This window comes from Dyella silvae (assembly GCF_026421305.1).
GTDB lineage: Bacteria > Pseudomonadota > Gammaproteobacteria > Xanthomonadales > Rhodanobacteraceae > Dyella > Dyella silvae.
The window spans coordinates 1-23,960 of the sequence record NZ_JAPJBQ010000006.1 but is presented as its reverse complement, the minus strand read 5'-3'; the positions used below and the strand labels follow the sequence as shown (position 1 = coordinate 23,960).

At 62.1% G+C, this 23,960-nt stretch carries 23 protein-coding genes; 10 read left to right on the top strand and 13 right to left on the bottom strand.

The window, feature by feature from the left end:
- The first annotated feature begins 42 nt into the window (after window positions 1–42).
- Entirely contained in the window at window positions 43–906 is an 864-nt protein-coding gene (locus tag OQE56_RS14270) for a GAF domain-containing protein (protein ID WP_267225306.1), read from the top strand.
- 16 nt (window positions 907–922) lie between these two features.
- Here OQE56_RS14270 and OQE56_RS14265 read toward each other — a convergent pair whose 3' ends face one another.
- Window positions 923–1,807, bottom strand: a complete 885-nt coding sequence (locus OQE56_RS14265; protein WP_267225305.1) for an EamA family transporter — start codon at window positions 1,805–1,807, stop codon at window positions 923–925.
- Between the two features lie 32 nt (window positions 1,808–1,839).
- Between OQE56_RS14265 and OQE56_RS14260 the strand changes: the two genes are divergently transcribed.
- The 4 genes from OQE56_RS14260 to OQE56_RS14245 all read left to right on the top strand — a co-directional run bounded on the left by OQE56_RS14260 (window position 1,840) and on the right by OQE56_RS14245 (window position 3,196).
- A complete protein-coding gene (locus OQE56_RS14260) occupies window positions 1,840–1,989 on the top strand; it encodes a hypothetical protein (protein WP_267225304.1) in 150 nt (49 codons plus the stop codon).
- A gap of 118 nt (window positions 1,990–2,107) precedes the next feature.
- Window positions 2,108–2,323 carry a hypervirulence associated TUDOR domain-containing protein gene (locus OQE56_RS14255; RefSeq protein WP_267225303.1) on the top strand — a complete coding sequence of 72 codons (216 nt, stop codon included), beginning with the start codon at window positions 2,108–2,110 and terminating at the stop codon, window positions 2,321–2,323.
- 11 nt (window positions 2,324–2,334) lie between these two features.
- Complete coding sequence (locus tag OQE56_RS14250) at window positions 2,335–2,559, top strand: DUF488 family protein (RefSeq protein ID WP_267225302.1); 225 nt, start codon at window positions 2,335–2,337, stop codon at window positions 2,557–2,559.
- 31 nt (window positions 2,560–2,590) lie between these two features.
- Window positions 2,591–3,196 (top strand): hypothetical protein, encoded by a 606-nt coding sequence (locus tag OQE56_RS14245; protein WP_267225301.1) that lies wholly within the window; start codon window positions 2,591–2,593, stop codon window positions 3,194–3,196.
- Window positions 3,197–3,324: 128 nt separating this feature from the next.
- Here OQE56_RS14245 and OQE56_RS14240 read toward each other — a convergent pair whose 3' ends face one another.
- From OQE56_RS14240 to OQE56_RS14230, 3 genes are all read right to left on the bottom strand, one after another.
- Entirely contained in the window at window positions 3,325–3,732 is a 408-nt protein-coding gene (locus OQE56_RS14240) for a (R)-mandelonitrile lyase (protein ID WP_267225300.1), read from the bottom strand.
- A 79-nt stretch (window positions 3,733–3,811) separates the two neighbouring features.
- Window positions 3,812–5,488, bottom strand: coding sequence for a Na/Pi cotransporter family protein (locus OQE56_RS14235; RefSeq protein ID WP_267225299.1), 1,677 nt, complete (start codon window positions 5,486–5,488; stop codon window positions 3,812–3,814).
- Window positions 5,489–5,503: 15 nt separating this feature from the next.
- Window positions 5,504–5,650 (bottom strand): hypothetical protein, encoded by a 147-nt coding sequence (locus OQE56_RS14230; protein WP_267225298.1) that lies wholly within the window; start codon window positions 5,648–5,650, stop codon window positions 5,504–5,506.
- A 291-nt stretch (window positions 5,651–5,941) separates the two neighbouring features.
- Between OQE56_RS14230 and OQE56_RS14225 the strand changes: the two genes are divergently transcribed.
- Entirely contained in the window at window positions 5,942–6,526 is a 585-nt protein-coding gene (locus OQE56_RS14225; RefSeq protein ID WP_267225297.1) for a DUF1579 family protein, read from the top strand.
- A gap of 44 nt (window positions 6,527–6,570) precedes the next feature.
- Here OQE56_RS14225 and OQE56_RS14220 read toward each other — a convergent pair whose 3' ends face one another.
- Window positions 6,571–7,383 (bottom strand): helix-turn-helix domain-containing protein, encoded by an 813-nt coding sequence (locus tag OQE56_RS14220; RefSeq protein WP_267225296.1) that lies wholly within the window; start codon window positions 7,381–7,383, stop codon window positions 6,571–6,573.
- A 293-nt stretch (window positions 7,384–7,676) separates the two neighbouring features.
- Here OQE56_RS14220 and OQE56_RS14215 point away from each other — a divergent pair, with 293 nt between their 5' ends.
- The 3 genes from OQE56_RS14215 to OQE56_RS14205 are packed head-to-tail and all read left to right on the top strand — an operon-like array spanning window position 7,677 to window position 9,501.
- Window positions 7,677–7,892, top strand: a complete 216-nt coding sequence (locus tag OQE56_RS14215) for a DUF3820 family protein (RefSeq protein WP_267225295.1) — start codon at window positions 7,677–7,679, stop codon at window positions 7,890–7,892.
- A 56-nt stretch (window positions 7,893–7,948) separates the two neighbouring features.
- Entirely contained in the window at window positions 7,949–8,932 is a 984-nt protein-coding gene (locus OQE56_RS14210) for a hypothetical protein (protein ID WP_267225294.1), read from the top strand.
- Window positions 8,866–9,501, top strand: coding sequence for a GNAT family N-acetyltransferase (locus tag OQE56_RS14205; protein WP_323748585.1), 636 nt, complete (start codon window positions 8,866–8,868; stop codon window positions 9,499–9,501). Before OQE56_RS14210 ends, OQE56_RS14205 begins: the two co-directional genes overlap by 67 nt.
- A 60-nt stretch (window positions 9,502–9,561) precedes the next feature.
- Here OQE56_RS14205 and OQE56_RS14200 read toward each other — a convergent pair whose 3' ends face one another.
- The 8 genes from OQE56_RS14200 to OQE56_RS14165 all read right to left on the bottom strand — a co-directional run bounded on the left by OQE56_RS14200 (window position 9,562) and on the right by OQE56_RS14165 (window position 23,196).
- Window positions 9,562–10,119, bottom strand: a complete 558-nt coding sequence (locus tag OQE56_RS14200) for a methyltransferase family protein (protein WP_267225293.1) — start codon at window positions 10,117–10,119, stop codon at window positions 9,562–9,564.
- 136 nt (window positions 10,120–10,255) lie between these two features.
- Complete coding sequence (locus OQE56_RS14195) at window positions 10,256–11,101, bottom strand: sulfotransferase family protein (RefSeq protein ID WP_267225292.1); 846 nt, start codon at window positions 11,099–11,101, stop codon at window positions 10,256–10,258.
- A 49-nt stretch (window positions 11,102–11,150) separates the two neighbouring features.
- Window positions 11,151–12,158: a LacI family DNA-binding transcriptional regulator gene (locus OQE56_RS14190; RefSeq protein WP_267225291.1), complete on the bottom strand. Its 1,008-nt coding sequence runs from the start codon at window positions 12,156–12,158 to the stop codon at window positions 11,151–11,153.
- 16 nt (window positions 12,159–12,174) lie between these two features.
- The gene (locus tag OQE56_RS14185; protein ID WP_267225290.1) at window positions 12,175–14,844 is read right to left on the bottom strand and encodes a glycoside hydrolase family 2 protein; all 2,670 of its coding nucleotides are present in this window, start codon (window positions 14,842–14,844) and stop codon (window positions 12,175–12,177) included.
- A 46-nt stretch (window positions 14,845–14,890) separates the two neighbouring features.
- Complete coding sequence (locus OQE56_RS14180) at window positions 14,891–16,279, bottom strand: APC family permease (protein WP_267225289.1); 1,389 nt, start codon at window positions 16,277–16,279, stop codon at window positions 14,891–14,893.
- A gap of 159 nt (window positions 16,280–16,438) precedes the next feature.
- Window positions 16,439–19,654, bottom strand: coding sequence for a TonB-dependent receptor (locus OQE56_RS14175; RefSeq protein WP_267225288.1), 3,216 nt, complete (start codon window positions 19,652–19,654; stop codon window positions 16,439–16,441).
- Between the two features lie 192 nt (window positions 19,655–19,846).
- Window positions 19,847–22,183 carry a beta-N-acetylhexosaminidase gene (locus tag OQE56_RS14170; RefSeq protein WP_267225287.1) on the bottom strand — a complete coding sequence of 779 codons (2,337 nt, stop codon included), beginning with the start codon at window positions 22,181–22,183 and terminating at the stop codon, window positions 19,847–19,849.
- Entirely contained in the window at window positions 22,180–23,196 is a 1,017-nt protein-coding gene (locus tag OQE56_RS14165; RefSeq protein ID WP_267225286.1) for a glucokinase, read from the bottom strand. The genes OQE56_RS14170 and OQE56_RS14165 overlap by 4 nt, the downstream gene beginning before the upstream one ends.
- Before the next feature lie 324 nt (window positions 23,197–23,520).
- Between OQE56_RS14165 and OQE56_RS14160 the strand changes: the two genes are divergently transcribed.
- Window positions 23,521–23,823 carry a hypothetical protein gene (locus OQE56_RS14160; protein ID WP_267225285.1) on the top strand — a complete coding sequence of 101 codons (303 nt, stop codon included), beginning with the start codon at window positions 23,521–23,523 and terminating at the stop codon, window positions 23,821–23,823.
- Window positions 23,824–23,960 lie beyond the last annotated feature (137 nt).

The following is a 23,960-nucleotide window of genomic DNA, read 5'->3' as shown; positions in this document are numbered from 1 at the left end:
CGTGGAATTAATCAGAGCATCCCTGAGGGGAGCCACGGAACGATGTCCTCGCAAAATCCGTCACCTGACTACGCGTGGCCGCCATCGGTCATGGGGTTCGATATGCCGTCGCCATCGGCACGGGGGCGCGACGGCGACGAACCGGTCATGGTCGCTTTCCTGAGCGTCCACCCCGATAACTATTGGATCGAAGCCTTCTGCTCGGAAGTGCATCACTTCAAACAGCAGCATCAGCTGGTGGACGTGCAGATGGATGCGCAGTGCCTGGTGGTGATCGGGCCCGCCGGCATACTGCGGAACCTGACCGCCGACGTGCGCAGCTTTGTGAACCGGGTATCGCGTGTCGGGCTGCAGCGGCGCGTCATGGACCGGGTCGCCTCCGAAGACATTCTGGCCCGATCGGTCACGGAGACCGCTGCCGCCCAGCATGATCTCGATCTCGTGGCGCGGATGCCCGGCATGAACGCGATGCTGGAGGCCGTAGCGCGGGAGACGGGCATGCGCATCGCGGCCGTTGCCAGAGTGTCCGACACGCGCTGGACGGCATGCGCGGTGTACGACGCCATCGATTTCGGACTGCAGGCGGGACAGGACCTTGCGCTGGAAACCACCATCTGCAACGAAATTCGGCAGCATGGCCGGCCGGTGATGTTCAACAACGCCAGCCAGCATCCGGTGTTTTCGCGGCACCGTACGCCGGCGCTGTACGGCTTCGAGAGTTATATCTCCGTGCCGATCTTTCGCAGGGATGGCCAGTTCTTCGGAACCTTGTGCGCGCTCGATCCACAGCCCCGGCAACTCGGCCCTGCCATCGTGCAGACGATTGAAAAGTTCGCGCGGGCCATCGGCGCAGAGATCGATGGCGAACTGCCATTGCCGCAGCCTGAGATTGAACCCCAGCCGTAGGCGATGCTGACAGCGCTCAGTTCGGCAGCGGCTCCGTTAGCGTGGGGCGCTGCACGCTCAATGCCGTACCGGCCGATGCCACGATGATCGCCCCAATCGCCAGCCACTGCAGCGCGCTGAGCTGTTCGCCCAGCAAGGCCACGCCCGCCATGGCGGCCACCGCAGGCTCCAGACTCAGCAAGGTGCTGAAGGTACGCGCAGGCAACCGCGTCAGCGCCATCATCTCCAGCGAATAAGGCAGGGCGGAGCTGAGCAAGGCCACGCCAAGCGCGTACGGCATCAGCGTGGGCGACAACAGTGCGCTGCCGGCGTGCGCGATGCCGAATGGAATCGCCAATAGCGCACCAATGGAGGTTCCCAGCGTGACCGCATCGCCGCCGTAGGCCGCACCGGCTTTTTTCCCAAGCACGATGTACAGCGCCCAGCCCACGCCCGCGGCCAACGCATACATCACGCCCACCGGGTCGAGTGCCTGCATCTGCCCGCGCAACGGTAGCAACAGCGCAAGCCCGGCGATCACGAGCGCAATCCAGACAAAGTCGAGCAGCCGGCGAGAGCTGAACATCGCCAGCGTCAGCGGCCCGGTAAATTCCAATGCCACCGCGATGCCCAGGGGGATCGTGCGCAGCGACATGTAGAACACCAGGTTCATCGCGCCCATCGCGAGACCGTAACCCCACAACACGCGCCAGTCGCGCCCTGTGCCCAGACGGCGCCACGGGCGCCGCCACAACAACAGCATGAGCGCGCTAAGGCCAAGACGGTACGCGGTCGCGCCCTGTGCGCCGACCAGTGGGAACAGGTGTTTGGCCAGTGACGCGCCACATTGGTACGAAACCATGCTGATCAACAACGCGCCGACCGCCAGCGAAATGCGGGCGACGGAAGAGCCTGATGACATGAGTGCAGCCGCCGGGGAAGGGCAATGGGCGCATGATGCCAGCAGATTCGGGCGAAACCTACCCGCCAGGCCGTTTCTCCACCACCACTGCTGCCAGCGGCTGGCAGCAGTGGGTGGCGCAGGGGAGTAACCAGTTGGCCATCCAGATGGCGGGCATTGGCTATATGGCCATTTGCCTGTGAAGGCTAACCTCTCCGAATAGCCACTAAAGCTTTCGGGCGCCCGAGGCTAGAGTTGGCCAGGCCACGGGTGAGGCCTGGATGCCGCAAATCCGGTACGCATGTTTGTGGGAGTCATACGATGACCCGACCATTCAAAGTGGGTGACCACGTGCGCTGGAACTCCGAAGCCGGTTGGGTCACCGGGACCATTATCGCCGTCCACACCGAAGACTTTGACTACAAGGGCTATACGCACCATGCGTCGGCCGACGATCCGCAGTATGAGATCAAAAGCGACAAGACCGACCATGTGGCCGCGCACAAGGGGCGGGCGCTTCAACACATGCCACCGTAAGGCTGCCGATGATGACTCCGTTCTTCACCATCGGCCATTCCAATCGCAGCCTCGACGAGTTCGCCGGGCTACTGCGCGCCACGGATGTCCGGCGGATCGTTGATGTCCGCGCATTTCTCCGCTCGCGCACCCAGCCGCAATTCAATATCGATGCGCTGCCACGTATCCCGCTGTCAGTACAGCGTTGCCTTGATGCGGAAAGAACCACGCAACACCCGCGCGCGGTAACAGCGTGAATCCACAGCTTGAACTCAAAAGGAGGTCAGCGTGTTTACCAAGTCATTGGCGACATCGATGTTCGTTTTACCTTTATGGATCGTGGCCGCATCGCTGGCCGGCGCAGCGCCGGATGCGAATGCCGCCGACGCCGCGCTAGATCCCACAGCGGTTTTTGCCGCGCCTCAGCGCGACGGCTCCCACGATTTCGATTTCCTGATTGGCGACTGGAAAGCCCATGTGCGCCGCCTGCCCGATCGTCTCAACAACTCGAAGGCCTGGGATGTGTACGACGGCATCTCCAATCACCACAAACTACTCGACACCAACGCCAACTTTGAGCAGTTCGACGTCACCAGTCCTGACAAGAAGCTGCATATCAAGGCGCAGACCTTGCGGATGTACAACCCCGACACGCACCAGTGGAGCATCTACGGTCTGGACCTGGATAAAGGCGAACTCGACGCGCCGGTGGTGGGCGAATTCCACGGCAAGCAGGGCGAGTTCTACAACCACCAGACGTGGAAGGGCCGCGTGATACTGGTTCGCTGGATGTGGCTCAACGTATCGCCCAAGGCGGCGCACATGGAGCAGGCGTTCTCGCCCGATGGCGGTAAACATTGGGAGGTGAACTGGATCTGTGATTTGTCGCGATAGACAGGGTCGGCGTCCACTCAAGCGCGTCTCTCAGTCTCGTTGAGAGCTCACCGTCATCCTCAGGGGATGACGGTGAGGAATAGAAGAACGTGCGTCGGGAAGTGAAGCGAGAAATGTCGTGAAGTCGCTTAAGCCGGTGGCCCCACCAGATACTCCTCGTCAGACACCTTGTTGAGCCACTCCACCGCCTTGCCATTGAGTGCTTCCTGGATGGCGATGTGCGTCATCGATATCGTAGGCGTTGCGCCATGCCAGTGCTTGTGACCCGGCGGGCACCAGATGATGTCCCCCGCGTTGATCTCCACGATGGGCCCACCTTCGCATTGCGTCCAACCTTTTCCGGCGGTGACGATAAGCGTCTGCCCCAGCGGATGCGTATGCCACGCGCTGCGTGCGCCGGGCTCGAACGTCACAATGCCGCCGCCCACGCGCGAACTGCCGGCACGCTGAAACGCCATGTCGATGCGCACGTGGCCGGTGAAATAGTCGGGAGACCCCGTGACAGAGGGCTGCGAGCCGTTACGGCTGATTTCCATGGGGTGCTCCAGAGAAAGGATGAAAGAAAAGCGTGCCGGTGGATGGCGGATGCACGTGAAGTCGTTGCCTCGGCGGACATCAAGGTGGTCTCTCCCGGGTGACAGCTTCCGTCACCGTGCCACCTTCACCGAGCAGGTGTGTCGTTGCGCGCCATGCGTGATGTGCGATCAGGTGGAGTTGACGCGACGCTTCGATCCGCGCGAACGCATCGATCGCCGTCAGCCTTCCAGGCGCTACAGCGGCGAGGGTGGTAGCACGGTAGTCGCGCTGCATGGCATCGAGGTCTTTCGTTACGCGTTCCATCTCGTCCAGCGACGCGCGATCTCCGGCCGAAACGAACCAGCCTATCGATGGCGCGCGCATGCTGAGCGCGGACTCCGCGGCAATGGAACCGTCAATCGACTGCGCCGCCCGCATGGCTTGCTCGCAGAGCGCGGCTGCGTGCGGATCAAGCGGCGCGCCGGACGAAAATCCATTCTTCTGGATAAGCTCCACCAGCCGCGACGCGTGATCGAGCGCGTGCAGGGTGCTCGTCATGCGCAGCTGTTCCTCTTTCGTTTCGGGGGGTTCTTTCAGCGCAGAAAGGAAATCACGCGCCTTTTCGAGCGTCGTGCCCTCCATCGCAAGATCTGGACCGGTGCTCCTGTTGCCATCCGAAAGCGTGACCAAGACGGCGGAGGCGATCGTCTTGAGCACCTCCGCCACAACGCGCCGGGTGGTTTCGACCGCGATCACCGGGTTGGCCAGTGCGCTTGGGTCCAGTGCCCGTTCCAGCGCCGTTTCCTTCGAGGGAAGCAACCGCTCGACGACGCGCGTAAACCACTGGGTCGCCGGTAGCAGCACGGCAACGCCGACCACGTTGTAAGCCGTGTGATAGGCCGCAAGCAGCGTCGCGCCATCCACCGATGACGCCCAGCCGCGCATCAGTGGCGCCGTCAATGGAAACGCCGCGATGGCGATCAATGCCGCGAAGGTCTTGAACAACACATAGGCCAGTGCGAGACGCTTGGCCGTCGCACTGGCGCCAATGGCTGCAAGCGCCGAGCTTGTCGCGGTGCCGATGTTCTGGCCGATGATCAAGGCCGCCCCTTGCTCCAGACTCACCGCCCCGGCAAAGAACGCCGAGATGGTGACGGCAATGGCGGCGGTCGATGACTGCATCACCGCCGTCATGGCAATGCCGACCGCGATCAGGGTGATAAGGCCGACTGAACCGGAGGCCCAGCCGACGCCTGGCGCGCCAAGCACAGCAGGCAAATCGGAAGGGTGCAAGCTCTGCGCAAGGCCACCCATGCCCTGCTGCAGCGTCGTCAGTCCGTAGAGCACGAGCGCAAAGCCCGCCAGCGCACTGCCCGACGCGGCGATTCTGCCGCCCGCCAGCAACCTGGCCAACGCGCCAATGAAAATGAGCAGCAGCGCATAGGACGATAGCGAGACGCTTACGCCAATCAGCGCGACCAGCCAGCCTGTACCCGTCGTGCCCACGTTCGCGCCAAACACCAGACCGAGGCCTTGCGGAAACGTCAGCAGTTCAGCGCTGACCAAACCAATCGTGGTCATCGTTACGGCGCTCGACGACTGCACGAGCAGGGTGATGATGGCGCCCCAGAATGCACCCGAGAGTGGCGTGGATGCCGCCTTGCCAAGTACGGTGCGTAAAGCGGATCCCGCCAGTGCTTTCAGTCCGTCGGTCATGACAGACATGCCGAGCAAGAACAGTCCCACGCCGCCAAGAATGACAATGATCGTGGTCATGTTCGGCTGGTCCCTCTACGGTTCCGCGTCGCGTTCCGCGCATGCCGCAGCGAGTTCTTTCTTCGTTCCGGGCGTGGCTTTGGCGTGGCTGAGCTCACGCTTCGTTACGCGGAACGGATCTTCGCGCCGGCTCAGGATGTCCATGATTTCTTTGCGAGGCATCGCGGATTCCTCACCCGTGAAAACCGGCCTGGGCTTGCGCACTATGCGTTCCGTAGAACGACGCGGACCACCGGCGCAACGCGCGCGCCGCAAGCACCGCCTAGCGCCGAGAAACTGGCCTCACTGGCGTGTACTTCGTGTGAAGCGAAAGCAGGCCATCACTACCCGCCGATCGGTAGCGCCAAGGAAAGACCGCCGGGGAAGGCCCCTTCTTTACCTCCGAGGTTATTGATGCACTTCTCGCCCGCCTGCAAGCTCCTGGCATCTCAAACCGTAGAGGCGGAAACACGCATGTCACCTGTACGCGCTTTATTCCTTGGCTTCACGCTGATGACGGCGTCGGCCGCCTGCCTGGCAGCGGACGTTCCGAATGCAAAGCCGCCAACCGCCCCCGCAAGCAACGAGCAACCCGACCCGCAGCACGCGAGGCTCGCGTCCATGGCCGGACGCTGGACCGTGAAGCAATCGCTGTGGATGAAGCCGGGTGAACAGCCTCGCATCGACCATGGCAGCGCCACGCTCAGCATGGTCCTGAACGGGCGTCACCTTCGGCAGGATCTGCATATCGACTCGCCGGACAAACCCTTCGACGGGCTCGGCTATATCGGCTACGACAACGCCACGAGCGAATACTTCAGCACCTGGATGGATGTGAACTTCACTGGGCTGGTACTCGCGCAAGGCGGATTCGACACCGCAACCAGCACCTATACCTTCAAGGGCTCCATGGCCGACGCGTCCAGGGCCGGAGCAAAAATACCGTTACGCGAAGTGCTGCGCGTCATCGACAACAACCACTTCACGTACGAGTACTACGAAGATCACGGCGCGGGCGAAGCGTTGGCCGTCAGGCTGGAATACACGCGCGAGAGCTGAGTGGCGAGGTCCCAACGATAGCTGGCCTTCGCCAAGGCGAGGCGTCAGCCCAGTTTGCGCGAGGCCTGCTCCGCCAGCTTCGCGCAGACCGCGGCGGTGTGGCCGTCTGCAGGAAAGGCACAGTCGATGCGTATGTCATCGAGGGTCACGTTGCGCGGCGTGGCGAATGTCGTGATGGTTTCAAAGAAGCTCAGATGACCCATGCTGGTCTGAAAGGTCATGGTGAGAATCGGCGAAGGCGTGCTGTTGATATCGCGCTGCCGCCACCGCTTGGGGACACCGGGAAAGTGCAGCACTTCGTCAAGCAGCGCCTGCGCCTTGTCATCGTTCGGCGAGGCGGCGATTTCCTGGTGCAGCAGCAGAATGAACTTCTCCGCCACTTCCTCCCAGTTCACGATAGCCGCGCGCACATCCTCCGGATCGAACACCTGCCGCAAAATGTTGCCGTGCTTGCTCGGCCGCCCGTGCATGATCAGCTGATTGATGCGCACTGCTGCGTCGTTGACCATCAGCACATCCCAGCACCGGTTAAGTACAAACGCCGGGTAAGGCTCCTGGTGGGTGATGATCAGGTCGACGGCCCGCCGCATCATCTCCAGTGACTCTGCTTCCCACGTGGTTTCCGGATACTGCGGGGCGTATCCCGCCGCCATCATCAGCGTGTTGCGCTCACGCAGCGGCATGACGAGCACATCGGCAAGACGATGGAGCACGTTGCGGCTTGCCTGAGCCTTACCGGTTTCGATGTAGCTGAGGTGCCGGGGCGACACATCTGTCTTGAGCGCCAGATCGAACTGGCTGATGCCGCGCAGGGCCCGCCATTCACGAAGCAGCTTTCCGATAGGCGGGTGAGGCATGGCAGTCCTTGCGGGAAGTAAGAGTCGTCAGCCAGTTCCGTTGCGGCGTCGCGGTTCAGGGCATGCGAGCGGTGTCACGATAAACCAATGCGGGGTCGGGTTCACTTCCGGGCGAACGGTTTGCAGCGCAGCGGCGCCGCGTTCCTTTATGCGGCGCATGCGAATCGGGTGTAATGTCCGCTTTCTGCCCAGGGCGGGCCAGGAAGCAACAGGGTTCATTCGGGAGCACGCATGGAAAAGGTCAGCCAACAGAAAGCCACGCTTCAGGCCCATGACATGTGGCGGTTTGCGCGGTGAAATCGGAAGACCTGTTGCGGCTGGTCACCATGACCATGCCCTATGGCAAGTACCAGGGCCGTCTCCTTGCCGATCTGCCCGGCGCTTACCTTGCCTGGTATGCGCGCAAAGGCTTTCCGCCGGGCGAGCTGGGGAAGTTGCTCGCGTTGGCCCTCGAGATCGACCATAACGGTTTGAAGCCGCTGCTCGATCCGCTGAGAAAGCGCGGATAGGTGCACGGACGTCCAATTACGCATTCGTCGGGAAGCCCATGAAAAAGGTGGCGTCGATGTCGATCTGGTCACGTATGGCTGCGATGGCACTGGTGGTCAGTGCGCCCGCGATGGCAGGTGCCCCGCAGGGCCAAACCACGCCACCCATCGAGCAGTCGTTCACAACATTCTGGCAAGCGGCGAAGGACAAGCCGTTCGCCGAGCAGGAAGCGCTCTGGGACAAGTTCATTGAAGCACCCCGCCAGGACCTTTATCAGTCGGTGGTATGGGAGGTGCGCAACTATCCCGACTGGAAACGGCAGAAAGACGCCTCGCTGAAGGTCCGCTTTGACCAGTACCGGAGCATCAGCGGGGATATACCGAAAGGCGTTCGTGATATCGATGCGGCTCTGAACGTACAGGCAAAACGATTTGCCCAGTACTTCGGTTCGTCCGGTCAGCCGCGGGCGGTGGTGGTGCTTGCCCCGCATTTCGACGCCAAAAGCGGCGTGATGCCGAATGGCGATCCGGTGCTCGCGCTGGCAGTCGACTCCCTGCTGCTGGAGAAGGCCTCGCTGGATATCGTGTTGCCGCACGAACTCTTCCATCTCTGGGACGCCGAGCACGCCGGCATCACGAATGATGGCGTCATGCCCGACACGCATTTGCTGTTGCCGCTGTATGAAGAGGGTCTGGCGACGTACGTCAGCACCGTGGTGTCGCCCGGTCACACCGATGGCGAGTACCTTCTTCAGAACGATCTCGGTGCGTTGCCCGACGCGAAGCTGCCTGACTCTGCGCGGCGCTTCTTGATCGATGCCGATGTGCTCACCATCGATCCGGTCAAGCACAAGACGTCAGACACCTTTGCGCGCTGGTTTGAGGGTGGCAATAAGCCGTATCAAGCCGACCTGCCCAATCGCTCGGGTTACTGGCTGGGGCTGCACACCATCCGCATCCTTATGCGTAGCCATACGCTGACTGAAATCGCTTCATGGCATCCGGCGGAGGCAGAAAAGCAAACGCGTGCCGCGCTGATGGTATTGGCTCACGGCGAATAGCTCATGCGCGTTGTGTTGACGCCGCCAATCCTTGCCCGATGGCTTGCCAGGCGTATCCCTCTTCGGATTGGAATCACATGGACATAAGAACACTCGGCGCTCACGACCTGGAACTGGTTTGCCGTCATCGCGAAGAAATGTTTCGGGATGCGGGACGAAGCGACGATGTGCTGAGTCCCATGACCACGCATTTCCGCGAATGGGTCAGGCCGCGCCTGCAGGATGGATCGTATTTTGGCTTTGTGATGCTCGACGATGGCGCACCCGTGGCGGGCATCGGCCTGATGCTGATCGAGTGGCCGCCACACCCCGAACATCCGGCGTCGGATAAGCGCGGCTATGTCCTGAATGTCTTTGTCGAGCCCGCTTATCGAAAGCGCGGATTAGCCCGTGAGCTGATGAAGCTCGCGGACGATGAGTTCGTCAGGCGAGGGGTTGGCTATGCCGTCTTGCACGCCACGCAAAAAGGCCGGCCGCTCTATCAGGGCCTGGGCTGGAACGGCACGACTGAAATGGCCAAAGCGCTGGCTGTGCCCTTAAACGGAGAGGGCGGCAGAGACGTCCCCTGAGGCGGCCAGCAAATGGGAGCCGGGCGATGACCCCTGCGCCACAGAGCGGGCTATGTCCCGTTACCAGACAAAAGGGATGAATCGTTTGACGCGTAGCGCATAGGCGGCATAGTCGGGAAACGCGCCGTTGAGGGCTTGCTCCTCGACATGGATTCGATAGAGGAACGCCGGCACCGTCAGGAAGGTCAGGCAAAACATTGCTATCCCATTCCCCAGCGCCAGGCCCAGGCCTGCGAAAGCCAGCCACCCGCCAAAGTAGCCCGGATGGCGAACCATGCGATAAGGGCCATCGAGCACCAAGCGATGATCGCTCTGCACGGCGACGTTTGCCGAGAAGAACTTTCTCAGCGTCCACATGCCTGCCCAGCGAATGCCGAAGCCCGCGAGCATCAGGATCACGCCCGTGACTTTAAGCATCGGATCCAAAGCGATGTTGCCAATGCCAAGCAGATAGAGTGCGATGGAAATCCACGGCAAAAGCGAATTGCTCGTGACCAGAATGATCAGGGAGCGGCGGTCCACATTCGAGCCGCTTCGATCGTGAGCGGTGCGGAGAATCAATGGTTCGGATATAAGCCATGCGGCAAACACCAGAATGGCAAAGATCTCGATCTTCATGGAATGCTCCCAGGTCGCGTGTCGAGTCGTGAAAAGCTCTTCCGAAACCGAAACGATTCAGGGTCCTGACCTATATCACGCCACCCCGGCCCTGAATGCCGGAGCCATGCGCGTTGCTTGCAGCAGTGACGCGCACTTACACGATAGGTACCTGGTTAACGTTGTTCTTGGGATCCATCCAGAACGCTTCATTCGCGAAGCGGCCAAAGATCTCGCGCGGCAGGACGGGCTGGCGTTCGATGGCTTCCACTTTCGGCCGAACGGCATGCAGGCCGGGCATGCCGACGCGGGCATCGAACTCGTCCGCGGTGTATTCGATGTGGTCGAAATCGTGCTCAAACCAGGGTTCGCCGAGAAACTTATAAACCGCACGGATGGCGGTCGCCGGATCGCGCACCAGGTTTTCGTAAGTCAGCATCAGCAGGTGGTTCTGCGCGTACTGGCCGTAAAAAGCTTCCTTGGTGGCCTGATAGGCGAAGCCCACCATGCCGCGGGGATCGGTCAACGCCTCAATGCGTGAATACACGGTGGTGTTGGTGTCGAAGCGGAACACTTTGCTGACACTCACCGGTTGTTTTTGCACCAGCCGCTCCATGCTGTCCAGCACCCAGGCCAGTTGACGCACGCACGCAATGACCTTCACGCCAGGGAACAGCGTGTTGAGCAACTGCATGCGGCTACACCACAGCCGGCTGGTGTCGAACACGACACCGGCGTCCGCCTGCACGGAGTAGAAGTTCTCGACCAGCCCGCGCAACACAGCGATGCGCTGCTCGTCGGAGACATCGAACGAAAAATCGTTCTTACTGCTCGCCTCGGCCATGACCACGCCCATGATGTCGGCAAGTGGACTCGTCATGCCTGCGCGAAAGCACGGATTCTGGTTGAGGATGGCAGCCAGCAGCGTGGTGCCGGAGCGCGGCAGCCCGGAAATGAAATGAAACTTCCGTGGCGGGTTGCTGGCATCGGGCGTGGCAGGCATGCGGGTGCTCCTCTCGATCAGTAGCGTGGGCTGCAGGGTGGCGTGTGGTTCAGGGTGCAGGTGCCGTCGATGCGCGCATGCGCATTTCGTAGCAAAGTTCGACCATGCTGGCTTCGCCTTTTCCTTTCACGCGAAGCAAAAGTTCTTCGGTGGCGCGCTTGCCCATTTCGCGCACGGGTTGGTGGACCGTGGTCAGCGGCGGCCATACCTGCGTGGCAATGGTGGTGTCGTCGAAGCCACAAATGGAGATGTCGCCGGGCACCGATACCCCTGCTTCAGCGGCCGCCCAGATCGCGCCAACGGCCATGTCGTCGTCCGCCGCGAAAATCGCCGTTGGCCGGGACTTCAGTGCAAACAGCTGGCGCGCTGCGGCCACGCCGGACTCGAAGGAAAAGCGGCCCTGCACCATGTACGCGGGGTTTTCCTTCAATCCCGCGCGCTTCAGGCCATCGCGGTAACCAGCCAGACGCCAGACGCCTGCACCGTGCTTGGGATCGCCAATGATGTGGGCGATCCGGCGATGGCCCAGCGATGCAAGGTGTTCCACCATCGCCGCGGCGGCTTCGCGCTCGGGCACCATCACGCCGATGCAGCCCTTGGGCTGACGAGGAGCGATGGAGGCAAACGGAAGGCCGCTCTCGCGCAGGTAGTCCAGCAGTTGCGGATGGTCGGTAATAGGAGGCGTAAGAATCAGCCCATCCGGCTGGTGCCGCGAGAGAATGCTCTCAACACGCTCGACAAAGTCCGGCGCGGTCGAAGCCAGCGGCTGCACCATCATGCTGTATTGCGCGGCCTCGCATGCTTCAAGCACGCCTGCCTGTACCTCCATGATGTAGCTGGGCGACAAGTTGTCGTACAGCAGGCCGATCAGGAAAGAACGATTCGCCGCCAGGCTGCGCGCCGAGGTGAGCGGCCGGTAATTGAGTGCCGCAACGGCGGCATGTACACGGTCCCGCACGGCGTCGCGAACGTTCGGCTCGTTATTGAGCACGCGGGATACGGTCTTTTTCGAGGTGCCCGAGGCACGGGCGACATCGTTGATGGTCACGCGTGCCATGAGGGCCTGCACATGTTCAGTGTTTTGTTTCCTGCGTGGCGGTGGCTGAAACGCTCTGTGTTGGAACGTTCCACCCACTCACCTCGACGACAGCGCCGGCCGTTCCCTTCGATGCGTACCGCGCGGTCAGGACCATCGACTCACCAGGCCAAAGCGTGACGTCATTGTCATTCCACCGTATCGGCAGCGCAAGATCGCCGTGCGCACCGCGCCTGATCGACACATGCTGGAATAGAGCTACCGCTTTGGATGTTGAAGGGACAGACAGCGTGACGGTGGTGATGTCGTCACTGCCTTCGCGCCGCGTCGTCGCGTGGATCTCGCTCGTCGCCGCCGGCAAGGACTTCAGTGCAGTCAGGTCGCCGTACTGCGTGACCGGCGTGAGGTACCAGTTCGATTTCGCCCAGTCGATAACATCCGTCCGGGTGGACAACCAGTAGACATTACGGCTGACCGGCTTGCCATCGGAAGAGGCGAGGTCCAGCTCGACGAAGTACGTAGAAGACAGGCCCGCGATGGCTGGCAGCGCCGCCAGTTGCCGCGTGTGGTTTCCCGCCACGTCGATGCCCGGCAGGTGCTTCTCGTAACGCACGCTGCCATCCAGATTGCGTACGCGGATGGCCGCCTGCAGGCCATGCGCGTCATCTAGCGTGTGGTTGACCACCACGATGTCCTTCGAGTCGTACGAGTACTGGATGTGTACCGGCTCGTTGGCTTTCTTTGCGCCGAAGTAGGCACCGGCAGGATTCATGTAGTAGTCGTACAGATGCCAGTGCAGCGAGGGCCATGCGTTGTTGAGCATCCAGTAGATCACGCCGGTCGCCGGCTTGGCCGCATCCATGCGTGCGTTGAACGCTTCGAACTGCGCGCGCACGTTGTCGTAGTTGTCGAGCTGGGCCTTGGCCACATAGTCGGCAAGGCTTGTGGGTGCGCCGTAACGTTGGGCCAGTGCCTTGTCGAACGGCGTGAGTACAGCGAACGTCGACCAGTCTGCGGATGCGTGGTATTGCCTGGCCTCCGGGTATTTCCACAGTGCTTCCTGCTCCTGCGGCGACAGCATGCGCTGCAGGTCTTCCATGCGAGGAATGTCAGCGCCGGCGCTGACTTCGGAGTCGAAGCCGAATGCGCCGCCCAGCTTGTCGGCGTACCAGTAGGCAGGTGGTATCCAGTCGTAGGGCCCGGCCATCTTCATGCCGGAAGGGCCGGTTTCGGCGGTACCCTGTGGCACGGCTGCCGCGATGATCGGCAACGTCCAATGGGCAGCGCGCAGCGTGTCGACGTACATCTTCGCGATAGCCGGCGGCGGCGCGTTATCGCTACCGATCAGAAAGCCGATCACGGAAGGATGGTTGCGAAGCAGGCGTGCTTCACTGGCCATGGAGTCTTCGGCCACTTTCATGTCCGCATCATTCCAGGGCTCGCCGCCGGTCTTGGCGGCCGACTCCCATTTATCGCAACACTCCCAGCCGGCCAGTATCAGGATGCCGTTGCGGTCGGCGAGGTCATAAAAGTGCTGATTTTCCAGCTTGCCTTCGCTGCGAATGGTGTTGAGGCCGAGGTTGAGGACATAGCTGATCTCAGCTTCCATGCGCGCGGGATCATCGCGCAGAAACATGTCAGGCGCCCAACCCGCACCGCGGATCAGCACGGGTTTCCCATTGATGAAGAACTGGCGGTAGCCCTGCCTGGTCAGGCTCGAACTGACGCTGCGTATGCCAAACGTTGCATTGGCGCGGTCCGATGGTGCGCCATCGACGGTGGCGGTCATCTCGAGCTGATACAGCGGATGGTCCCCCATGCCGACCGGCCACCAGATCTTAGGGTGATCCAGTGCGAGGCCCGGGGTGGTATCGGGTGAGAACGAAACGACCTGCGTCTGTCCCGGCGCGAGGTGGACGGTTTGTTGCAGCGGAGCGCCGGCCACAGTGCCGGTGATCGTCGCGTCATGCGCCACCGTGTCGACATTCCTTGCTGTCACTGTCACCGCCAGCGTGGCGCGTGAGAGATCGGGTAGTGGCAGCGTTGACTCCACCTGAGGAAAGTTCAGCGCGACAGGCCCGGTCTGCACGATATCGACGCCGCGCCACGGACCCATGTTGTTGTCGGGCGGCGTAGGGTTCCAGTCGACCCAGCCAATGGACAGGCTCTTTCTGGGATCCGCCGGATGCACGCGCATGGCGAGGACGTTTGCGCCCGCGTGCACCCAGCGCGTCACGTCCAGCTCGTGCACGGGATAAGCGCCGGCGATATCGCTGTGATCGGCCACCTGATGCCCGTTCACCCACAGGTCGGCACTAGCGATGATGCCGTTGGTGCGCACCAGCGTGTGCAACCCCGTTGCGCTTTTTGACAGCGTGAACTGAGCGCGGTACCACCATGGCGTCACGAACAGGTTGCCGCTGGCTTCTGGGACCTGCACCGCACGCAGGTTGTCGCTGTAGAAGACGTCATTCTTGAACGCGCCGTTCTCCAGCAGTCCGGCCATGACAGTCGCGCGGCCACTGACCGGATACCACTCTTTCATGGCGAAGCCCGCCGAAGAGATCTCCGCGCCATCCTGCTGCGCTTTCGCGCTGTCCTGAATATGCCACTGACTGATGGCGGTGGTGGAGCCGGCGCCACCGGTTACCTGGACCGGGGCGTTGGCCTTCTCGGCGAGCGCCATTGGCGTGGCCGATATCGCCATCGTGGCCAAGATCCAAAGCGCGTGCCTGGCTGGAGTGTGCATGGCGTCAGTGCTTCCCAAGATAGGTTTCGCGTATTTCAACGGGTGCAAACGGCCAGGACTGGTTGAGTCTCGCCCAGATCGCAAACACGATGAGGCCAGCGGCAATCCAGATGCCGGACAAAATCAACGACAACGTGGAGGCCGACACATACACATAGATCCACCCCACCAGCGCAATCACGCAGGGCACCGGGTAGAGCCATTGCTTGTACGGCCGCTCGAGATCCGGCTGGCGTTTGCGCAGCACCACCAGCGCGGCAATCTGCGCGATGGACTGCACAATGATGGTCGCGGCCAGCAGCATGTTGATGACGTCGGTGAGATCAAAGAACGTGCCGATGCCAGTGACCACGCCCATCGTCAGCAGCGCCACATGCGGGAAGCCGTGCCTGGCGTGCAGGCGTCCGAACACGGAGAGAAACACTTTCTCCTGCGCTGCCTGAAAGGGCACGCGCGAACCACCCAGCAGGCCGGTGAACACCGAGGCGAACGCGGTCACGATGATGAGCAGGGTCATGATGGCCGCGGCCATATGCCCCCAGCTTCTTTCCACCACCAGCGACGCCACCGATTTTGACTGCGCGATCTCCTGCCACGGCGCCACGCCAAGCACGCTGATGTTGAGCAGAAGGTAGACAAACATCATCGCGATCACCGACACGATGATGGAGCCGGGCATGGTTCGGCCCGGGTCGCGCAACTCGTCGCCGATATAGGCGGTGGTGTTGTAGCCGAGATAATCGTAAATGCCGATGATCAGCCCGGCGCCCAGCCCCATGAAAAACTTGCTGCCGAATGCGCCGGCAGGGTAGGTAAAGGCGAACTCCGCATGGAAGTGTGTGAAGCCCGCCGCCGCCACGCCAATGACGGATACCAGCATGATCACCCACAGCGCGATGGTGATGGCGCGAACCGATTCAATGCGCCGGTACAGCATCCACGTGACAAGCGCGGTCGCTGCCAGGCCGATGATATGCACCGGCCACCAGCCCAGGTTGGGAAAGAAAAACTCCAGATATTCCACCATGCCGATGATGCCGGTGGACATCAGCAAGGGAATCGCCAGCAGCATCGTCCAGATAAACAGGAACGGCATCAGCTTGCCGGTGCGGTACTGAAACGCCTCGCGCAGGTACACATAGGTTCCGCCGGAACCCGGCATGGCCGCGCCGAGTTCAGCCCAGACCAGGCCGTCGGCCATGGCCAGGATGGCGCCGGCGATCCAGCCAATGACCGCCTGCGGTCCGCCCATGGCAGCGACCATGATGGGAATAGTGATGAACGGCCCGATGCCGCACATCTGCGTCATGTTGATCGCGGTTCCCGAGAACAGGCCAATGGAACGGTGGAAGGCGTTGTCGCGAACGGACGAGTGCGCGGTGGAATCCTGCATGCTTGCCTTGTCGTGATGAGTGGCGAACGAGGGCGATGACGCTGCCCCGAAGGACGATGCTATGACTTTCGACTCGGCTCGCCTGGTGGCGGCCCCATGCCCGCGAAAAGCGAGCATGGAGCTACCGTCAGGCCCGGGGCAGTGAGGGAGCCGCTCCGGTTACCACTGGCCGCGTACGCCGAGCATGAACATGCGCTCGGAAAACGTCGAGTGCGCAGGCTGGTCGGGCCACACCAGGTAGTACTTCTGGTACTCGTTGGTGAGGTTGGTGCCGTCGAGGAACACTTCGGCGTACTTGTTGAACTTGTACGAGATCGACGCATCGAGGTACTTCTGCGGCGCTTCGTACATCTCCATGCCCGTGATGCCGCCCACGCTGTCCATCACGGCTCGCCGCGAGCGGTAGTTGTAGGCGACGCGCGCCTGGAAGTGGTCATCCTGATACCAAAGGATCAGGTTGCCGGACTTGGTGGAGTTGTCCTGGAAGGGGATCTTGCTGCCGGACAAATCCGTCTCGCCCGAGTTGCTGGGCGCGTACGTGCCGTTCAACTCGATACCCGTCTTGGACAGAATGCCCGGCAGGAAAGTGAAGCCCTGGCGGTAATCGAACTCCGCACCATGGATGCTGTTGCCAGTGCCTTGCACGGGCTGGGTGATCACGATGCAGTGATTGCGAACCACGCCGTCTTCGTCAGGCAGGGTGCAGTTGGTCACGCTGCCGTTCTTGATGAAGCTATCCACGTTGATGCGAAACAGCGCGAGGCTGAGCATGCTGGTGGGGTTGATGTAGTACTCCAGCGACGCACCGTAGTTGGTGGAACGCCACGGGTTGAGGTTAGGGTTACCGGTCGAGGTGCCATTGGAGACGCGGAAGATCGGCCCCTGCGGCGTTTCCATCAGCGAGTAGTTCAGCTGCAGGCCACCCGCCCAGGTACTGAGGTCGAGCGGCATCATGTTCTTGGAATAGGCCAGGCGGAATTTCAGGCTGTCGGTGATATTCAGCGAGAAATTGGCTGACGGCAGCGCGTCCTGATAGCTGCGCTTCGTCAAAGAGGTGCCCAGGTCGGCGGGCTCGTCGCCATACGAACCCGGAGCACCGGTCAGGTGCTGGGTAACGCTGAGATTGGTGTGGATCAGGCGTACGCCAATATTGCCGCTATACGTCATGTCCCAGAGCGTGCCGTTGAAATCGCCTTGCAGATAGCCGGACAACTCTTTCAGCTTCACGGCCCAGGTCGTACCCGGTTCGCCCACCTCAACGGTATTGGGGTAGAGCGACTTCCAGTACGACACGGGATTGACCATGGCATTGGGATCAATCGCCCAGAAGTTGATGCCCGAGCCAAGCAGATTGCTGTACGGCTTGAAGTTGTTCGCCAGCGGCCCTGCGGTATTGGGCATGGCCAGCGCGGACAACGGACCTGCGCGGAAGTAGCCCTGATCGTTACCCGCCGTGCAGGCGCCGCTGTTCAGCACCACGTCGGCACCGACATAGCGCACCAGGCATCCGTTCGGGTCGCTGGCGCCTATGCCCGCATAAACCGGTGTTTCCAACGTCCAGCCGTTGTTGTCCGCATCGCGGATGCTGTTGCGCACGCCGAACTCGAGCTTGAAGCCGTCCTGGAAATCGTATTGACCGTCAAAACGCAGCGCGTTCAACGCCACCTTGCGGTCGTAGTCGCCGGACGATTCCAGCGTTTTCATCGTCCAGTCGTAGGGATTGGAAAAATTGGACGCCAGCGACGAAGGCATGCTGACCTGAAGGTAACGACCACCAAAGTTGGCAACGATCGGCACCGTGTTCTGCGGAATACCGTTGGCATTGAACACGCGATTACCGCCCAACTGCGCCGGGTAGACCATCGTGCCGGGTGGCACGTTGACGCCGTCATTGAGCACGTTGGGCCACAGTGCGCCGTCGGAATCGGAAATGTTGACGTCGGTTTCCTGGTTCGATTGGGTGGCCGTGTCATGGATGCCACGCAGGCTTGCCGTGAAATTGCCGCCGTTGTCGTAATCCAGCTGAAGATTGAAGTTCTTCGCGACGGAGCTCTTCTGGATGATCTGCGAGTACGACTCCACGTCGCCTGGCCACTTCTCGTACACCTGCGTGGTGTAAAGCTGTGAACCCTCCCAGCCCGGCTGTGGCGTGCCGTACGCGCCGAGGGCAGGGCTGCCGGTATTGCGCGATTGCAGGGGCACGTAGGTGGCGCCCTGCCAGTTGGTGGAGTTGAACTGGATGCCGACGTTGCGATCGTACTGGTGCTGCTGCGAATAAAAATAATCGCTGGTCACACTGAAGCCGTTGCCGAGATCCATCTGGAACGAGGCATTGCCCGACTTGCGCTTGCGCTGGGTGATGATGTCGTTGAGGAATATGTTCTGGCTGCCCATGAACACGCCGTTCGACTTGCCATCGCCGTTGACGTCGACGCTGCCGTCGGCGTTCTGCACGATCTGCGAGGGGATGGGCGCGCCGTTCCACGCGCTCAGGAAGCCGTTGTAGCTGGCCGCGCTGGTGGCGTTCTCGCCATTCAGCACAACGCCGTACTGATCCAGACCCTCGCTGGCATTCGTGCGCCGCGTGTCGGAGTAATCCGCAGAGACCAGGAAGCCCCAACGGCCGTGGTCGTTATACGAGATGAGGCCGTTGGCCTCGGGCCCCCAATGGTTGGTGGTGGTGCCACGCTCACCATTGGCCGAATAGCTGTAAGTGAATCCGCTCGGGAGATCCCAGGGACGGTAGGTATGGAGATTGATGGCGCCGCTGATGCCGCCATCGGTCTCGTTGGCGGTGGACGATTTGACCACGTCCACGCCGTGGAACAGCGTGGACGGCAACATGGTGAAGTCAGGCTGTTGCGAGTCGATCTGGTCCGCCGTGATAAACACTTCGCCATTCAACATGGTGCCGACCTGGGGCAGGCCGCGCACGTCCACCGAGGTACCTACGCCAGCGTCGCGGTTGATCTGCACGCCCGTGACGCGCTGCAACGAGTCGGTGATGGTGGTGTCAGGCAGTGCGCCAATGTTCTCCGCCGTAATGCTGTCCTGGATGTTGGCGGCATCGCGCTTCAGGTCGATGGCGCGCATCTGCGACGCACGTACGCCGGAAACATTCACCGCCGACAACGTAGCCGCATTCTTCTCCGCGTCGTCGCCGGCGACCTGTGGGCCGGATGGCTTGGCCTCTGACGACGGTGCCGCAGGCGCAGGCGCGGGCGAAGGTGCCGTTTGCGCCGTGGTGGACTGCGGTGCCGGGCCGTCCGGCTGGGCATCGAAAAACGGCGACGCTGCTACCGGCGTCGACACGACGGCAAGCAGCGACACGGTGATGGCAAATGACAAAGGATGCTTGCGATGTACGGTGGACATGGGCTTAAACCTCGTTGGTGTTGCCTGTCGAATGTCAGGTGCTCCGTGGTGCTCCAAAAACACGTACAGCCCGGCGGTGCCTCAATGGCGCACGCCGTGGTCATGCAAACTTCGAACTCCCCAACCATGGCCTCGCGGGCCACGGCACTTTCATGCGATGCCACGGCACGGGACGCGTAGCGCCCGTGCCGCTTATTTCAAAAACGTCATCCGCGCCAACGCCCACTGGCCATCGCGCGGATCGCCGGTAGCGAAGACGCGCAGATCGCGAACGCCGGCCCCCACCGGCATGGCAACCCTTGCTTCAAGACGAACCTGTGCCTTTGCTTGCACCACGCTCCCCAGCGGCACGCTGGCAAGCAGCGGACCGGTGCAGGCATCAGCATGAATTTCGAACTCACCTGCCGTGTTGGCGGTGTGGCGCACCACGGCATCCCTGGCTTCGTCGCCAAAGCGCCAGGGCAAGCGTTCGACCGTCAGTACGACATGCGTGACGCCATCCAGCGTTGCCTGCGGCCACAGCCAGCACGCGTTACCGATATCCACTGAGTAAACCGGCCGCGAGCCCTTTGCTGGCAGGCTGCCATCCAGACGCGAGGCGGGCTGCTTGGAACACGTTGCAAGCGCACTAGCATCGCGGCTAAGTAAAGTCGTTTCGTCCAGCAGCCGCGTGCGTGGCGCGGCGAGTTCGGACCCGTCCGGCGCAAAGGTGGCGGCTCGCAACGTTGCTTTGCCGGAAAGTGTCAGCGGCTGCGCATAGGGCGCTGAGTGATGGGTCGGGCTAGAACCGTCTGTCGTGTATCGAATGGTTCCGAAAGCCGCCTGATTGGATAGTTCGACGCGGAACGCGCCGTTGGCCGCCGCCGAGACATGAAACACCGGGGCGAACGCACTGTCGGCATACCCGATGCCGAGCGCGCGGTAGCGCGCCAGTTCTGCCGGCATGCGTTGCACGAATCCGTTCCAGTCGTGTGCGCTCGCAGGCGACCAGCCAAGTTCTGATAGCGCTGCGATACGCGGATACACCGCGTGCTGGTCGTGCGCAAACGTAAGCATCTGCTCGGTCCAGAGACCGGCCTGCACGCCGATGATGCGTTGAGCCTCGGCCGCGCTCGCACCGTTCGGAATAACGATCGTGTCATAGGCCTGCCGCAACGTAGCTGCGGGCGCTGGGCCCGCCCATTCGTCGGGCAGGTCGGACTGATAGTGGTCGAAGTACAGCGATTCCTGCGGCGTCATGACCACGTTGTGGCCTTGCCTGATCGCGGTCAGTGCCACGCGTTCGTTGTCGTCGCCGTGCCACGACATCACAACCTCTGATGTCGGAAGCGTCGCGCCGGCAACCAATTCATCATCCCAGCCCACCGGCGTGCGACCGTGCCTGATGAGATGCGCGGCCACCTGTTGGGTGAACCAGCCCTGCAGCTGATCCATGTTCGCCAGGCCCAGCTGCTTCATGCGGGCACGCACCTCGGGCGATGCGTTCCACTGTTGCTTGTCGGCCTCGTCGCCGCCTATCGAGATGTATCGCGAGGGAAACAGCCGCATGACCTCGTCGAGCACGTCATCGACGAATGCCAGGGTTTTCTCGTCGGGCTTCAGCAGCCACGGGCTGACGCCCCAGTCGGTCCACACAGCCGGACGCTTGCCGGTGACGCCCAGCCACGGATACGCGGCGACGGCGGCCTGCGAATGGCCGGGCAAATCAATTTCCGGCACCACATCCACATAGCGCTCGGCGGCATAACGCACGATGTCGCGCACATCGGCTTCGTTATAGAAACCGCAATAGGGCTGGTCGGCAGAGCCGCTCAATTCGCTGTCGAGCCCCACGGCCTTGCGGCATGCGCCGATGTTGGTGAGCTCGGGGTATTTGGGAATGTCCAGCCGCCAGCCTTGGTCTTCGGTGACATGCCAGAGCAACACGTTGAGCTTTTCCAGCGACATCCAGTCGATCATCTTCTTGATGTCGGCCACGCTCTGGAAATGGCGCCCCGAGTCGAGCAGCAGCGCGCGCCACGCGAACCGCGGGTGATCGTCGATGACGCCATAGGCAACCTCGACGGGTGCGCCGCGAGTCCAGCCCGGTGGTGTCAGCAATTGCCAAACGGTGACGCTGCCGTAGAACGCGCCGCGCGACGTGCGTGCAGTGACCACGATGCCGCGATCGTCCACCGTGATGCGATAGCCAGCGTCGCCAGCCACGTCGGCGTGGGGATCCACGTCGAACGTGATCGCGGGATGCGCATCGTCCGTGTTGGCCAGGTGCAGGTGCAGGCCGTTGGTGTCGGTCACACGTTGCACGAACTGTGCTGCGATCGACTGAACGTGTTGGCTATCCGAACCATGCACTGCCACGGCGGCGCCATCGGCGATGTGCGCCGCGCCCGTGCCAGCCGGGCTGACTTTGACCGGCTGCGGCAGCAACGACCATGCAGGGGTGGCAGGCGCTGCAACGGCGGTACTCGTAGCCGCCAGCCAGGTCATGGCCAGGCCACGGAAGAATGTCGATGCGCCCCTGCGGCTCATGTGCCCAACCCGTTGGCCAGGGCCGGACGCGGCGCCGCTGCTCCGGACATGCCGTGCCTGAGGTACCACTGGGCCGCACCGTACACGCCGTGGCGCCCGTGCTCCGTCACCCACACCGGCACCTGCGACAGCAGCGCCCGCGCGCTGCGGCCGTGCAGGAAGCGTTCTTCGAAAGCGCTGTGTTTGAGCAGTTCGAAGATGGAAGACAGAAAGCCGCCGGCCAGATACACGCCGCCTGTCGCCATGAACGCCATCGCGAGATTGCCGGTAAAACTCCCCAGCGTGGCGCAGAACACTTCAACGGCTTCCACGGCGAGCGCATCGCTGCGCGCGACGGCCGCCGAGGTCACGGCTTCGGGTGTCGCCAGCTTTGGCGTTGCTCCGTCCAGCGCGCACAGCGTTGCGTACAAGGTCAGCAGGCCGGGGCCCGACACGATGTGTTCAAACGCGACGTAGCCGCCATTCGGCGCCAGCTGCGAAAGAACCGCGCGCTCGCGAACCGAGTTCGGCGCGAAATCCATCTGACCCGCTTCCGTCGCCAGCACGATGCCGCCGGCAGGGCCGGGAATGTGCACTGCCGCGCCAAGGCCCGTACCCGGTCCGACCACCAGCGTCGGGCCAGCAGCATGCGTGGCTGGCCCGCACAGGTGATGACCGCCATGAACGAGGGGGCCATCAAGCGCGTAGCCCAATGCTTCGAAATCGTTGAGTACAGCAACCTCATCCAGCGCCAGCGCGTGACGCAGCTGCGTCAGGTGGATGGGCCAGGCGAGGTTATCGTTCACCACCTCGTCGCCCATGATCTGGCCCGCGCAAGCGAGCACACAGTGCTTCACCGGAGCCTGCGCCGCGGCATCGACAAAGGCTTGCAACAGCTCCGGCAGGCTTGGGAAGTCCGCACAGGCGAACTTGCGATAGGCGAGCGTCTCGACGCCGTTGCCGCCGTCGCGCAAAGCGCGAACAAGGGCCACACGTGCGTGCGTACCGCCAATATCGGCTGCCAGAAACGGCATCGTTGGTCTCCCCACCAGTCGATCCGAATAGTCGATTGCCAGGACCCGTGCGCCCCCGCGCCATGGCCCTTTTATCAGCGTGTATCGCAATTGACACCGGTGTCAAGCGGTGGCGCACCATGGGCGGAATGGCCTGAAGAATAGGGTTGGCGCGGGTGCTGGCTTGGTCAGGGGCGAAAGCCCGTGCCAGCTATGGCTGAAGGAGGCGGAAGCCCGGTTCGCGGTTGGGAGGGGGCTGAAAGCATCTGCTCTAATGTCCGCTTCCGACCCGTAGCAGACATTACGAAGAGCTTTCCGTCTTGCCATTGAGCCTAGAGGTGCGACATGCCTATTCCAATCATCCTTGGGCTTATGGGGGCCGTCAGTTGGGTGGTGACGATGTCTGTGGCCGGTGCTTTCTGGAAGTCCATCGTGGAGGCAGACCCGAGCTATGCCGCCCAGCTCTATACGCCACCGTTTGATCAGGTGTTCTATCGCCTTGGGCCGGTAAATTCGTGGGTGTTGTTTCGAAGCCATGCCCCGGTCGCCGTGATGGGGCGCGTCAAGGCGCTTCGGGTGGTTGTGGTCGTGAACATTTGCCTGGCCGCTGGCTTTGTAGGCAGCCTTCTCTACCAGATGGCACGATAAGGTCCGCTTCCGACCCGAAGCAATGAGATGGACTCCTCTCCGTCTTCGGCATCAAGTGCCAGACTGGAAGCGATTAGAACCAGTCGCTGGCGAAGAGGAGTCCACCCATGAAGCTTACGCGCATTGGAGTCGACGTG